At 55.8% G+C, this 14,875-nt stretch carries 8 protein-coding genes; 1 reads left to right on the forward strand and 7 read right to left on the reverse strand.

Going from position 1 to position 14,875, the window contains the following annotated elements:
• The first annotated feature begins 55 nt into the window (after positions 1-55).
• Positions 56-928, forward strand: coding sequence for a helix-turn-helix domain-containing protein (locus RB_RS01385; protein WP_011118022.1), 873 nt, complete (start codon positions 56-58; stop codon positions 926-928).
• A gap of 39 nt (positions 929-967) precedes the next feature.
• On the opposite strand, the gene RB_RS01390 is transcribed toward RB_RS01385, so the two are convergent.
• From RB_RS01390 to RB_RS01420, 7 genes are all read right to left on the reverse strand, one after another.
• A complete protein-coding gene (locus tag RB_RS01390; RefSeq protein WP_011118023.1) occupies positions 968-2,260 on the reverse strand; it encodes a class II aldolase/adducin family protein in 1,293 nt (430 codons plus the stop codon).
• A gap of 45 nt (positions 2,261-2,305) precedes the next feature.
• Complete coding sequence (locus RB_RS01395; RefSeq protein ID WP_011118024.1) at positions 2,306-3,793, reverse strand: aldehyde dehydrogenase family protein; 1,488 nt, start codon at positions 3,791-3,793, stop codon at positions 2,306-2,308.
• A gap of 72 nt (positions 3,794-3,865) precedes the next feature.
• Positions 3,866-5,827, reverse strand: a complete 1,962-nt coding sequence (locus RB_RS01400; RefSeq protein WP_011118025.1) for a sulfatase-like hydrolase/transferase — start codon at positions 5,825-5,827, stop codon at positions 3,866-3,868.
• Entirely contained in the window at positions 5,827-7,476 is a 1,650-nt protein-coding gene (locus tag RB_RS01405; protein ID WP_011118026.1) for an arylsulfatase, read from the reverse strand. Before RB_RS01405 ends, RB_RS01400 begins: the two co-directional genes overlap by 1 nt.
• Before the next feature lie 201 nt (positions 7,477-7,677).
• Positions 7,678-8,358 (reverse strand): transposase, encoded by a 681-nt coding sequence (locus RB_RS01410; protein WP_164921338.1) that lies wholly within the window; start codon positions 8,356-8,358, stop codon positions 7,678-7,680.
• Between the two features lie 150 nt (positions 8,359-8,508).
• Positions 8,509-11,178, reverse strand: a complete 2,670-nt coding sequence (locus RB_RS01415; protein WP_011118029.1) for a sulfatase-like hydrolase/transferase — start codon at positions 11,176-11,178, stop codon at positions 8,509-8,511.
• Positions 11,179-11,284: 106 nt separating this feature from the next.
• The gene (locus RB_RS01420; RefSeq protein ID WP_164921339.1) at positions 11,285-14,719 is read right to left on the reverse strand and encodes a glycoside hydrolase family 78 protein; all 3,435 of its coding nucleotides are present in this window, start codon (positions 14,717-14,719) and stop codon (positions 11,285-11,287) included.
• Positions 14,720-14,875: the final 156 nt, after the last annotated feature.

Here is a 14,875-nt window from a genome sequence, read left to right on the forward strand (position 1 = left end):
CTTTTTTAGCACAACCAATTCGAGCCAAAACTCCAGTCCAAACTGCCCCGGAGACATGCCCGAGATGATCCCGACGCTAAAAAAGGAGGACTGGTTTCACCCCGACGGATTTCCGATCGTGGTCGAACGACGTGACCCGCAAGAGCCATTTGGCCTGCATTGCCATGAGTTCGCCGAGATTGTCATCATCACCGGCGGCAAAGGCGTTCATATCACCGGCGAAGACAGCTACGAACTGGTGACGGGAGACACGTTTGTGATTGGTGGCGACCGACCACATGATTACTTGAACATGGACCAATTGAGCCTGATCAACATCCTGTTTGATCCGCTCGAGCTACCGCTTTCGATTGGCGATCTGCAATCGTTGTCCGGTTACCACGCGTTGTTCACGCTCGAACCGGCCTGGAGGAAGCGGCATCAATTCACCAGCCGCTTGCAACTCAACCCAGCGGAGCTGATCGAGACGCTTCGCTACGTTGAATCATTGGACCAAGAACTGAAACAACGATCGGCTGGTTTTCGAACGATGGCAACGCTCACGATGTTGCAATTGGTCACGTTCCTTTCACGGTGTTACATCCGAACACGCAATCCCGAGAGCAAGAAGCTACTTCGTATTGCCGAGGCCATCTCGCACATCCAGCGACACTTCGATCGCCCGATCTCATTGGATGACTTGGTCGAGATTTCGGGGATGTCTCGCCGAAATTTCATTCGCACTTTCGAAGGCACGATGGAGACTTCACCGATCAAGTATTTGATCCAAGTGCGAATTCAAGAAGCCAGCCGTTTGCTTCGAAGCACCGATCGGTCCATCACCGACATCGCCTTTGATGTCGGTTTCTCGGACAGCAACTACTTCAGCCGGCAGTTCCGCACCCACCTTGGTTTGTCGCCTCGCGAATACAGGAAACAAATGCGTTGAGACATGCACGGGATACCGGCGAGAAGATCGTTCTCCGCGTCACGACAAATTGAACTGTTCGCAAAGTTCATCGATGACGTCTTGCTGCATCACCGACACGTCCCCGATCGCTTTCGCATTGATCACGGCTTCGGCGGTGGATTCGAGCACTTCCAATCGATCGAACGCGTCCAACACCGTGGTTCCGGTCACCAACACACCATCGTTTTCAAGAATCGCCGCTGGGTTACGACTGCACACGTAGTCGGCAATGGATTTGTCGCCTGAATACTGGACTCCATAAGGAGCACGTGCCACGTCACGCAGGAAGACGTAGCTTTCCGGAATGGTGCGAACATCCAAGGGAACGCTGGTGACACTGAACGCCGTCGCGTTGACCGGATGAGCGAACACGATCGCTTGCACGTGCGGATGTTTTTCGTAGATCGCGCGGTGAGCGTTGGCGGCTCGACTGGCCAGTTTTCCGTATTCACGAAATTCGCCTTTGACCAGCACAAAGTCCTCCGCCCGCAGTAACTCGCGGTCTCGCTGCGTTGGTGTGATCAGGAACGAATCGTCTTTCAAACGAGCTGAAAAGCTGCCTTCGGTGCTGATCAACAATCGCTGGCGGCAACCTCGACGCACAAACTCACACAGTTGCCGTCGTAGTTCTTGCTCTCGCGTGGTGGCAGCGGGCGGTTCGTAGCTGATGAAGTCAACGCTCCGATGCGCCGCTTGGTCCAATTGAGAATCATTGAGGTATCGAACCTCGCCGATCTGCTTGGCTTTGATCAGCGTCTTGCCCGCGAATTCGAACGCTTCGAATCGTTGGAACGCGGATGCGAAGTCTTCCCCTGCCACGACGACGCCGTGGTTTTCCAGGATCACGCTATCGCATCCGTCTTCGAACTGTTTCGCAATGCTGACCCCAAGAGCTTCCGTTCCCGGGCACGCGTAAGGTGCAAACCCGACTTTGCCGCAAACACTGTGTGCTTGGTGGAACAACCGCGTATCGGGTGTCCCGCGACAAATGCTGAAGGCGACCAACGCGACCGGGTGAGCGTGCACGATCGCTTTTACATCCGGTCGGGCTTCGTAGATCGCTTTGTGAAACGGGAACTCCGAGGATGGCGGGTGCGGGCCATCGACGGATCCATCGGCGCGAACGCAGATGATGTCGTTCCGTGTCAGGTTGCCTTTGTCGACTCTCGCTGGCGTGATCCAAATGTTGCCTTCGCTGTCTCGGATCGACAAATTGCCACCCGAAGTCGTCGTCATGCGGTAACGATAGATCCGATCCATCGTTTGCATGATTCGGTCCCGTGGATGTTGGACATCTCGCGAATGGCTCATTCTATTCCCGTCGGTGAAGGATCAATCAAAGGTTGGCGGAGGTGATTACAGGGGGCGGACAACCGACGTGCTGCGGTAGTAATCCATCAGTGTTTCAGGCGATAGCACGCCGCCGCCCATGCCGCTTTTCTTGACGCCGCCGTAAGGCACACCGTGTGCGAACACGTTGTGAGCGTTGATCCAACTGTTGCCAGCGATCATCGATTCGGCGACCCGGTTGGCTCGTTCGACATCCGTCGTCCAAACACTGTTGGCCAATCCGTAGTCGGTGTCATTCGCTTTCGCGATCGCATCCGCTTCATCAGAGAACTTCGCCAGGTAAGCCACCGGCCCAAAGATTTCTTCGCGAGCGGCGACGTTGTCCAGCGAACCGGCCAACAACGTTGGTTTGACATAGTTTCCGTTCAGCCCGTCGACGGTCGCGGGGCCACCACCGCAGAGACACTGAGCTCCTCCCGCTGTCCCCTTTTCTTGGTACCCGAGAACACGTTCTCGTTGCTTGGGATTCACGACCGGCCCCATGTCACTGTTGGGGTCCAGCGGGTGACCGATGCGGACTTTCTCCATCAACTGTTTGCACTCAGCGACGAACTCATCGTAGATGTTTTCGTGGATCAGCCAACGCGTTGCATCGCAACAAACTTGCCCGGTGTGGAACGTGATCGCACCGACCAAGGCTTGCGCGGTGGCTTTGACATCGACATCATCGAAGACAACCGCGGCGCCCTTGCCGCCCAGTTCCAGTTTGACCGGCACCAAGTTGCGTCCACACGACTCACCGACCAAACGGCCCACTTCGGGTGAACCAGTGAACGACATGCGTTTGATTTCAGCGTTGTTGGTCAGGGCGGCACCCGCCGTTGCACCTCGGCCGGTGACGACATTGATCACGCCATCGGGCACGCCGACTTCTTTGGCCAGTTGAGCCAAGTAGATCGCCGAAAGTGATGTGTCTTCGGCGGGTTTGATCACCACGGTGTTCCCGGCAGCCAGCGCCGGTGAAATTCCCCAACCGATCAACAGGAACGGGAAGTTCCAGGGGAAGATGAAGGCACAGGCACCCCAAGGTTGTTTGACCGTGTAAGCATCGTGGCCGGGCACGTCCAGCTTCGTACGCTTTTCGACTTTGTCAGACAGACCAACGAAGTATCGCATCGTGTCGACAAAGTTCTGCACATCGCCGGCGGCTTGGGCTTCGATTTTGCCAGCATCGAGTGCCTCGATTTGAGCGATGATCGCTTTGTGGCTCTCCACCGCATCGGCGAGTTTGAGCAGGATGCTGCTGCGTTCTTGCTGGGACAATCCAGCCCAAGCGGGGAACGCTTCGTTAGCAATTTCCACCGCACGATCAATCTCGGCCGCATTTAAATCGTGAATCTCAGCGAGCTGATCACCCGAGCCTGGATCGATCGTTGCGAGCACGTTTCCCTGTTCGCTCGGGTAGTGCTTTCCGCCGACGAAGCTCGCCAGGGGGGATTGATCCAGGAACGATTGAACTTCGGGAAGCAATGTGTGTTGGGTTGCGACGCTCATATTCTTTCTCGCTCAAACTTTCTGTGCGGTGAATGGGTTGAAATAGCAGTGTACAACGATTGTCGATGGACTTCATCGAGGCAGTGGGCGTTGGACGGGAAGCCCATCCAACAAACCTGGGCGGGCGGGCCCCGTTCGAAACCGGTACCAGAACGCTCCATCGTTCAAACCCCCGGCGGGTTGATTGCCAACTGTGATCCATCCCGGATCTGACAGCGCGAAATAAGTCGTGTTCGGCTTCAGTCGCGGGAGATCGTTGAATGTGATTTGTCGGGAGCCCTCGTCAGGGTGCCCAGGTTCAGGATCCGCTTGCCAAATGACCGTTTGGGTGTCACCGGCTTCGTACAAGCGAAGGGTTTTGCCGGTTGAATTCGCAAACCGAATTGGCTTCGAAAAATGGAAGCTCAAATCTGTATCGCATGGGACATCCATCGCGGACATCGCAGGAACGGCACGCACATAAGCGGGCATGATCATGCGAATGCGGTGGTATCCCCAACCTTCTTGATATTCCTTCAACGGTGCACGCCACGACGCAGGCATCTTCGTGTTTTCGCGCGCGAACTGGAACCAAGCGTCGCTCATCGCTGACAACACCTCGGGTTGCTCGGCCGCCAAATCCTGTGACTCCGCCGGATCGTTTTGAATGTCGTGCAGTCGCCACGGCCCATCACTGATGCTGGAAATTTTCCAGTTGCCCTTGGTCAGTGCTTTGCCCGTTTGGTTGAAGCACCAAAATATCTCGTCGTGAATCGCGAAATCCGGCAGGTCAGGGTTTCGAAGCAAGGGCAGCATCGAATTTCCATAAAGCGGTTCCAGCTGGCGATCGCCATCATGAGTTGGATACGTCGCACCCGCCAATTCAAGCAGCGTTGGATACAAATCCGTGACGTGCAATCGCTGTTTGCGAATGGCTCCTTCTTGTCCCGACAATTGCGCTGGCCAACGCACGATCAACGGCACGGACACGCCGCCCTCTTGCGCACACGATTTGTACCATCGGAATGGAGTGTTTTTCAGATACGACCAACCGTTGGACACAAACGCGTTGCTGCCGGGTTCCCACGGGATTTGTTGGTCGTAGGTGCGGATGTCGCCGTTGCTGTAAGCACCACCATTGTCCGCCATGAAGATCACGATGGTGTCCTCATCGAGTCCTTGGTCGCTCAAGTGTTGAAGCAATCGCCCGACGTTCCAGTCCAATCGATCAAGCATCCCGGCGTAGGCTGCCATGCGTCGGCTTTCTTGCTCTTGAATCGTCGCCGGCAACTCGTCCCACCGTCGCACTTCTGCATCCGGCTGGGACATCACGTAACGTTCGTCGATCAAACCCATCGCGATCATTCGGTCATAGCGATCTCGACGCAGCTTTTCCCAACCCGCTCGGTAGCGTTCGTAGTACTTTTCGACGCTCTCGCGAGGTGCGTGCAGCGGTGTGTGCGGCGCATTGAACGCGACTTGGGTGAAGAACGGTTTGCCTTGCCTTCGTGCCGAATCGATCTCTTCCATCGCACGGTCCGTGAACGCGTCCGAACTGTACCAGCCCTCACTCACAGGTTTGGGTGAATCCCGGTTCGTTTGAATCGCGGGTTTGCCTCGTTCGAAGCCGGTCCAACTGTCGATCGCACCGCCAAGGAATCCGTAGAAGGAGTCAAAGCCAGCGTCGAGCGGATTGTCGGGTTGATGCCACTTGCCCGAGAGCGACGTCGCATAGCCGGCCTTCTTCAGCAGACGAGCCACCGGTAGCGAACGTCGATAGTGATCCGACTGAGAATGCGTGTGGCCGGTCATCAGGCTGGTCCGCGTCACCACGCACATTGGATTGACGTGAAATTCGCTGAAGCGAACTCCATCGGCTGCCAACTGATCCAAATGGGGCGTGTCGATCTCACCGCCGTAGCAACCGAGATCCGAGTAGCCCACATCGTCCGCGATGATGAGCAAGACATTTGGCCGGTCCGCCGCAGAAACGTTTGGTTCAGCGGGCAGCACCAGCAACAGGGCGGCAGAAAGAAGAAACGAACTTCGCACCATCAGTTGGCTCGCTTTGATGGGTTCGATCCGTCCATCGAATCACGCAAAAACTGATCGCGTAATTCCCACCAACGATCCGCCATTTGTTGGACTCGTTCAGGATGCTTGTCCGCCACGTCGTTTTGTTCAGCCCGGTCGTTGGCCAGGTGATAAAGTTGCCAATCACCGTCTTCTTTGGACTCGTTGGCCGCGGTTTCGGAACGCAGCCAAGGAAAGGGGCGAGAGATGTTGGAGTGAATGATCTTCCAATCGCCCTGCCGCAAGGCCCAGTTGCCTTCGTGATAGAACCACAACTCGTCATGAATTGTGGCATCGCTGTCATCAAAAGACGGTTTCAAACTTTGGCCGCTCATCGGTGGGCCAGCCGTCTCGTCGAGCTCGACCCTGGCGAGATCCAGCACGGTCGGTGCAATGTCGATCGCGTGTCCAGGATTGGTCCGCAACTCGTTCTTCGAACGAATTCCCTCAGGCCAATGAACGATGAACGGCGTCGAGATGCCTCCTTCATGCACCCACGTCTTGTGCCGACGGAACGGGGTGTTCGCCGCGCTGCTGAATCCAGGTCCCAAGCACAGATATGTCGCTGCCGAGCCGGGTGACGCGGAAGGATCGTGTCCTTCGCCACGGACCATGATCTCCGCACTCGCACCGTTGTCCGACAGAAAACAGATCCAAGTGTTTTCGAATTGGCCCATTTCTTTCAACTGGGCGAGCACACGCCCGATCTCTTGATCCATGCGATCCACCATGGCCGCGTGGATCGCCATCTTGGTTGCTTGGAATTGTTGTTTCTCTTTGGTCAGCTCATCCCATGGCAACGGGCGAGTGATCTCCCCTTCGCCGAGCACCTCGATCTGGTCGGGAAAGGCATAAGGCGGACCGACCTCTTGCTCGATCGGGGACAGAGGTCCAACGTCCATCCCAAGTTCGCGTTGCCGGTGTTTGCGTTCTTCCCGCAGTGCATCCCATCCGGCGAAGTATCGGTCTCGATAACGCTCGATGTCTTCCGGCAAAGCGTGCAACGGAAAGTGGGGAGCGTGGAATGCGAGGAAGTGAAAGAACGGTTGGTCGGCATGTTCCTCGGCGTGTTCCTGCAAACAATCAATCGCGTGTTGAGCGGTCGCGGTGGTCCGATAGAACTTGGGATCGCGGTTCTTCTTGCGGATCGAGTCAAAGAACCCCGGACTTCGGGTGGCTTCGTCGGAGAGATCAAACCCGTTGTCCGTTGGCTTTCCATCGATGTGCCATTTGCCCGAGTGATAGGTGCGATACCCAGCCGGACGAAGGTATTCCGCCAACGTCTGAGCCCAATCGGGGCGTTTTCCACCGCCGCCATATTGTCGCGTCGCCCCTGGCATGCTGTCACGACGCACCTGTTGTGGGTAATAGCCCGTCATCACCGCCGCTCGCGTCGGCCAACACCTCGCCGTGTTGTAGAACTGCGTGTACCGCAATCCGCCGGCAGCCAGCGCATCCAAATTGGGAGTCGCAATCTCGCCGCCATAACATCCAGGATCTGAAAACCCCAGGTCATCGGCCAGGATCACCAAGAAGTTCGGTTGCTCGGATGCCATGGAGGAATTGCAAGCCACGCTCATCCAAGCGACTGCCATCACCCAAACCAGATTTCGCACGTTTCGAAAGTTCATCTCAGTTGTCTCTAGAGGTTGATTGCAATGTTTTGCAGGTGGTGTCCCGTAGGTTGGGCTTCCAAGCCCGACCAAAAAAAAGACGCTGTTCTCCCGACGGTCTAGGAAGACCATCGTACTGTTTGATTGGTGACGGTCTCGGAAGACCATCGTACGGTTTCTCACGTTGCACTTGACCAGTCTCATCCCTCATTTCCCGTCTCACGAATCCCGAAAGCCCCAGCCTTTCGATTCCCAATCGGGGTGAATCCAGCGAACCCATTGCCGCTCTTCATAACCGGCCTTCTTTGGGTTGTTGCCGATGTACTGAATGACGCGATAGAGATGTTCTTCATCTCGGATGATTCGGTCGTGGCTTTCTTGCGTCCAAAGTGGACCCTCTCGATGCAGTTCTCGATTGACCATGCGGCTGACATACCCTTTCAAGTCTCGAAGAATCTTTTCAAGAAGGTGGTCACCCAAAGGTTTCATCACGAGGTGAACGTGGTTGTGCATCACGCAATAGCAAGACGTGAGATAACGATCGTTTTGGAACTGCAACATCGACTTTGCCATCACATCGGCTAACGTAGGGTTCTCAAACACGCACTCGCCGTAGCCTTCGTCCAGCCAGGCTTCGGTACGGTGAGTGATCTGTTTTGCGAGCAGTTCCCAATCGGCGTCTGTTTGTGGTTGTCCGTTCGATCGCTCCCATATCTCTCGCCATCGTTGAAGGCTTCGAAGTTGATCTTGTGGAATCGAGTCTGACAGCCGAAATGTGATCGCATAGGTCGCTCCGGCCTGCCGCCAGTGTGGAAGGTGCCGGTGATAAGTTTCGATGGGCAGATCTGGGTGCAAACCGCGAAAACCGGGAGGAGCATTCAAGTGAAATGTTTCGCTCACGTGAGACTCCTTATTCTGTTCGAAAGATCCTTCACGCCTGGTTCCTCGCAGGTTGGGCTTCCAAGCCAAGCACCCGTAGGTTGGGCTTCCAAGCCCGACCAAAACAGAGGACGTTATTTTCCCGACGGTCTAGGAAGACCATCGTACTGTTTAGCGGCCTGCGTCCGCGAAGTTCCATTCGTGAATGGGGACGCCGTTGCCATCGAGCAAACGCATTTGCCGGATTTCGATTTGGCCAGCTCCATTGGACGGATCGATTCGGACGCCCTGCACTGGGCCTTGCGGCGAGAGCTGGATGGAATAGGTGTGAACGTTTCCATCATGAGTCACATCAAAGACCTGGCTTCGCTCCGCTGAATACGGCTGACCAACTTCCTTCCAGAACACCTGCCCACTGCCCGATGATTTTGATTGCATCTCAACGGTGAACGTCATCGTGGATGCCTTCACCACTTCGGGAAGCGAGAAACTCAAGTGCGGATCACCGCCGGTGCTGCTGACTCGCAGCACACTGTTGGCGACGGAAAGGTCGCAGGTCCCACCGGGCAACCAACCAGCGACCGGTTTCCGTTGAACTCGCTGTTTGCCCTTCTTGGGTTTGTTGCCGCTGCGTTTCAGATTGCCTTTGCCTTCGGCGCCCGCGTTGTATTTGGCGGGATCAAAGTTTTTGTTGACCAGCGGTCTGACGGCCTTGGTTTCAACCAGATGCTGCCCGATCAACTTGTCCATCTGCTGGACCCGGTCGGGATGTTTTGCCGCCAGGTTGATTCGTTCACCAAGGTCGTTCTTCAAGTTGAAAAGTTTGTAGCGATGCGAGCCGTTTGGACCGCCATGAAAGATGCGGATGAGTTTCCAATCGCCTTGATGCACGCTGACCGAAGGCGGCATCCAATTCGGCACAGGAGGGTCATGAGGAAAGTAAGTGAAGATCGCGTCTCGCTGCAGCGGTTTCCCCTGCAACGCGGGAACAATGCTGACACCATCGAAACGCTGGTTCGGCTGAGCGTCGATCGCCAACATCTCCAAAAGCGTGGGATAGAAATCGATGCTTTGAATGATCGCATCGCTTCGTGATCCGGATTCCACCACACCGGGTTGGACAACGATCGCCGGGCCACGCACACCGCCTTCGTACATCGTCGCCTTGCCGCCTCGCAGCGGAGCGTTGCTGGTCGCGGTCGTGCCATCGACCTCGTTGTACATATTGCCACCGTTGTCCGATGCGAAAACGATGATCGTTTCGTCGGCGATCCCCAAACGGTCCAGCGTGTCCAGCAACGTGCCAATCGCATCGTCCATGCTTTCGATCATCGCGGCGTACGTGGGGCAACGTTGCGGATCCTTTGGGTCAACGCGATCTCGATATTCTTCGATCAACTCTTTCTTGGCATCAAACGGTGCATGAACGCTGAACATCCAGTAGTTCAGGAAGAATGGCTCGTTTGTGTGTTGTTCGAGGAAGCGGACCGCTTCCTTGGCCATCCGATCTTCGAGGTGCTCGTCCGGGATCACCGGATCGTGATCGAAGTCCTTGAACTTCCAAGGTGCGACATAGCTGCCCGCAGGACCTGGCCCGGGATGGTGCGGCACATCGACGTCGAAACCATGTTCCAGAGGTGAGTAGGGTTCAGGGCCCAAGTGCCATTTTCCGAAATGCCCGGTCGCGTAGCCGTTGTCACGGAACATCTCTGCAAGCGTGTAGTACTTGGTGTCCAGACGTGTAACCGATTCGGGGACCGTTGAAAACTTATTCGGCGGGCCGGTCTCAGACACCTTCGGTTCCAAAACCACCTTCGGCAGGTGACAGGTCGGGGAAGTGATGCCGTGCCGTGCGGGGCTGAGCCCGGTTAAAACACTCGCTCGTGTTGGCGAACACAGCGGACTGGACGAGTATGCCCGAGTGAACGTCATCCCACGCTTTGCGAGTCGTTCGATATTGGGTGTCTGATAAAGCTTGGTGGTTCCAAACAGCGTCGTGTCGCTCCATCCCAGGTCATCGGCCAGGATGAACAGCACGTTGGGTCGCTTCGATGCACTGGCATTTGGTGTTGCGGCGGGTTCATTCTCGAGCTCTTTCACTCGGATGTTCTTCCACAACACGGTGCCTTTCGCACCTTTGTGAACCTGCAGACCGAAAAAGCCTTTGGGGTAGGATCCATCGTCGATCCAGTGAGCCGCTGGCACGCCGTTGATCCAGGTTTTGACGACGTTGCCCTGAGCAGAAATCGTCACGCGATTCCAAATGTCTTCCGTGGTGGCTGCTCTCGCTTCCTTGTGCTCTTTCAACCACAGTGGATAAAAGTAACCGCCGCAGCTCTGACCATAGATGCCGCCCGACCAATGGCGATCTTGAGTGAAGCCCTCCATCTCTGCCTGAGGACCAAACACCGTTTCCGTTCCGTTCTTGCCCGGTTTGGATTGAGCACGGAACATCACACCGCTGTTGCAGGACTCTTCCCACTTCATGTCGCAGGTGAAAATGAAGTCGTCGAAGTCATCTCGTTCGGTTGATAGATAAGTGCTGTTGGAACCTGGCACCACTTGGCCAACCAGGATCCCGTCTTTCACCTCAAACGTGCAACTGCCACCTTTGGCTGTCCAGCCACTCAGGTCTTTGCCATTGAACAGCGAAGTGAATCCCTCCGACAGATCCGGCTCCGAGTCCGTGTTGAGCAACATCTCCTCGGGCAAAGGAGCGTTGTCTTGGCCTTTGTACTTTGCATGCCAAGCATGCTGTTGAGGTTCGAGTTCACCCGCCACGACATGGTCAGTGCAAAAGCACATGACGAAGGCGAGCAATGAGAGAGCGATTCGATTCATGGTGGTTGTCCGGTGGGGATTGGCAGCCGGTGTGGCGGCAGGCCAGTGTTGAGGCAGTAGGGATGCGGGGTTGGTTGAAATGGGAGTGGGACGGATGACTGAGCGATCAATCGACCAGTCGATAAATCGAGATCGATTCGATCATCATTTCGCCAGCATTCGCGTACTCATCGTAAGTCGCGAAGGGATCGAATCGAAGTTTTCCCACGGTCAAGGCATCGGGAATTGCGAAAAGATAGGCATTCACGGCGTCCGATTGTCGAAGCAACCGCTTGGTTTGTTGCTGACCGTTGAAACCTCGGCCGGGAATCGCCCAGTAAAATTGGCTGGTCGAATTCTGTGAGGGCGATGCCCGTAGCTCGATGACTAATTTCCCTTCGAGCGGTTTAGTCATTCGAACTGCCATCTGCGAATCGTCGCCAGTTGCGACCAGATAAGCCGAGCCATTTCGTTGTTCAATATCAACACTTTTTCGCTCGCCCCATTTCGCCAAGTCTTGTGGGTTTCGGAAGTCCCACGACTCCAGCTTTGTCGCATCGGTCAGATCGATCTCGCCTGGATTGATGGAGTTGTCTTTGGGCTCCGATGACTTCAGTGAAACTTTCGCTGGTACGATGCCACTGGACGCCAAAAACTCGTAGCTGCCCGAATGAACCGTTAATGCAACCACGTTGGTTTCTTTTCGAAGAAGGCTGACGTTCGCTGTGTCCGCTAATGCGTTTCCGCTCTCTGTGATGCTGTTGGCATCATTCGTCGGAAGGTAGACCGTCGCCGTCGTGTTGGCCGGGATCGTGACGTTCAGATGAAATCTACCGTCGACCATTTTCCATTCGCTGCGAATCGTTCCGCGAATGGATTCATACGAAGCTTTGACCCAGTTGATTGGTTCGTGCATCGCGTTGCTTCCGGGTGATGGCGGCGTTGGCCGGATCACAATCCGCTTGAATCCGGGACCGTCGGATTGGATCCCCGCCAGCGTGGCAAACATCCATTCACAAACCGCGCCGAAAGCGTAGTGGGAGAACGAGTTCATCGCCGCGTTATGTCGACCAAATGCATCCTCTTTGGTGTAGCTGTCCCAGCGTTCCCAAATCGTAGTCGCACCGTTGGAGATTTCGTAACCCCAAGAAGGAAATTCGCGAGACTGCAACAAGAACGTGGCCAGATCATGTTGCCCCGAACCCGACAAAACAGGCAGCAACGGTCGTGTGCCGAGGAAGCCGGTCGCCATGTGATTGCCGTTCTCCGACAAACGTTTCGCCAGGTATTTCCCCGTAGCTTCGCGTTGTTCCGCGGGAACCAAATCCGCGAACAATGCCAGTGCTTGAGCGGTTTGAGTTCGGACGGTGATGCTGCCATCTTCGTTCAGGTACTTTGCCTGAAACGCTGCTTGCGTCGCGGCACGCTGCTCGCGGTAAAGCTTGGCTTCTTCATCGCGACCGGTTGCTTCGGCCATCTCAGCCATCATCCGTGCCGAGATTGCAAAGTAAACGGTGTCGATGTAGTCGAGCGGTGTTTCTTCTCCTTGAGACAACCAGTCGCCCCAAGCGTTTCCATGTGACACGCCGAGATCGTTCACGCTGGTCTGTTTCCGCCACCGCATGAAACGTGTCATCGGTTCCCAGCAGTCATCGATCACTCGGGTGTCGCCGTAAAATTGCCAGATCGTCCACGGGCAGATGACACCCGCGTCAGCCCACGCCGTTCCGAAGTCCCAACCGTGTTGAAAGGGATACGGAGCGTAGCCGGGGAAAGCCCCACTGGGACGCTGTGACTCCATCAACTCGCGAAGCCACTTGGTGTAGAACGCACCGATGTCTGCGTTGTAAGCGGCAGTCGCAACGTAGGCCTGAGCGTCGCCTGTCCATCCCATCCGCTCATCGCGTTGCGGGCAATCAGTGGGCAGATCGAGGAAGTTAGCTCGTTGGGTCCAGAGCACATTTTTGAAAAGTTGGTTGACCATCGGGTCGCTGCATTCAAACGTGCTCGCCATGGGCGTGTCGCTGTGCAGCACCAAACCGGTGACCATGTCCAACGGAGGCGTCTGAACATTCTGCGAGTCTGTCGCTTTGCCTGCGTCCTCGCTTGAATCCGACAAGCGTTTGACTTCCACGAATTGAAATCCGTGAAAGGTGAATCGAGGTTGGTAAAATTCCCCGTCGGGATTGCCTTTGCAGGTGTAGTAGTCCGTCGCTCTTGCCTTGCGAAGGTTCTCGGTCATCAGGCGACCGTCGGGATGCAACATCTCTCCGTAGCGCAGTTGAATTCGCTCGCCCTCGCGTCCTTTGATCTTCAGGCGAATCGTTCCGGCGAAGTTTTGCCCAAGGTCAAAGACAAACGTGCCCGGTTCCAACTTCGACACGGTTTTCGCGGGGATTTCTTGAGTGACACGAACCGGCACACCGGGAAACGCTTCCAGTTCGGGCCGTTTGAAACCAAAGTCACGTTGCTCGCCGACCTTCTTCACGCCGGCACCAGTCGTGGTTGGGTTGCGGAACTCGTAGAACGCGGCAGTCACCTGGCCATTCTGCTTGGCCAAAATCGCGTCGTCCCAATGGTCATGATCAAAACCAGGTTCGGACCAACCAACCATCTCGCGGCGTGCGTCGTAGGATTCTCCCATCAGAAGGTCAGCCTCTTGAATCGGTCCTTCGCCAGTTACCTTCCACGTCGTGTCGGTTCCGATGGTTTGTTTCGTTCCGTCTTCGAATTCGATCTCGAGTTGCGACATGAACGAAGGAGTCTTTCCGTAGGTTGATCGCCCGTTCTTTTCCGGCCCCATCCCGGTCAACAATCCAAAACCTACATAGCCGCTGTACCAACCGTCAGCGACCCAAGCACCGATCGCGTTGTCGCCTTCGCGAACCAAGTTGGTGACGTCGTATGTGTTGTAGTAAGCTCGCTTTCGATAGTCCGTCCAACCAGGCGCGAAGCTGGCATCGCCGACACGTTGTCCGTTCAGATGCAGCTCATAGATGCCGAGTGCCGTTGCGTAGACAGTGGCACGTTTGATCGATTTGGAAGCCGAGAACTCTTTTCGGTACTGACGCGCCGCTGGCAGGTGAAGCGTTGAAAGATCGGTGTGGATCGGCGAGTCATCGCGATAGCTGATGTACTCGGCGGACCAATCGCTTTGGTCGAGCAATCCCATCGACCAGGAGGCGACCTCGCTCTCGGTTGCGTTGCCAGCCCCATCCCAGACCTGGACCTTCCAAAAGCATTCTTGGCGACTTGAAAGCGGCTTACCCGCATACTCGACGAACAAGGTTTGATCAGATTTCACCTTGCCGGAATCCCAAAGGTCACCGACGCCAGATCCAAGCTGCTCTTCCGAAGAGGCGACAAGCAACCGATACGCGATCTGCGATTGCCCCCGTTGATCGGATGTGACCTGCCAACTCAATCGAGTCCGAGCGGCGTCGATCCCGGTCGGATTCTCCAAGTACTCGCACCGCAATCGTTGTGGCTCGAGAGCGGAAACGGACGACGAGGCCGCGACAGTGATTACCGTCAGAAACAGAATGGAAAGGAGCATCTTCAATGGTCGAACCGGGATGGAGGAAAGCTCAGCAGATCGCCCCTTAGCGAGTCGAATCCACGAAAAACGGGGCAACTGGCGTCGATCTTGCCAGCCATCCTCGTTCACGCGAAATTCGGCTAAGGGCCGCGAAAACCTTCGTCCGGCGCACTAGCGTCG

The sequence above is a fragment of the Rhodopirellula baltica SH 1 genome (genome assembly GCF_000196115.1).
GTDB classification, from domain to species: domain Bacteria; phylum Planctomycetota; class Planctomycetia; order Pirellulales; family Pirellulaceae; genus Rhodopirellula; species Rhodopirellula baltica.

Bases quoted from the DNA above. Each gene is read 5' to 3' on its own strand.
- RB_RS01415 (WP_011118029.1), bottom strand. From the start codon at position 11,178: ATGAATCGAATCGCTCTCTCATTGCTCGCCTTCGTCATGTGCTTTTGC.
- RB_RS01385 (WP_011118022.1), top strand. From the start codon at position 56: ATGCCCGAGATGATCCCGACGCTAAAAAAGGAGGACTGGTTTCACCCC.
- RB_RS01400 (WP_011118025.1), bottom strand. From the start codon at position 5,827: ATGGTGCGAAGTTCGTTTCTTCTTTCTGCCGCCCTGTTGCTGGTGCTG.
- RB_RS01395 (WP_011118024.1), bottom strand. From the start codon at position 3,793: ATGAGCGTCGCAACCCAACACACATTGCTTCCCGAAGTTCAATCGTTC.
- RB_RS01390 (WP_011118023.1), bottom strand. From the start codon at position 2,260: ATGAGCCATTCGCGAGATGTCCAACATCCACGGGACCGAATCATGCAA.
- RB_RS01405 (WP_011118026.1), bottom strand. From the start codon at position 7,476: ATGAACTTTCGAAACGTGCGAAATCTGGTTTGGGTGATGGCAGTCGCT.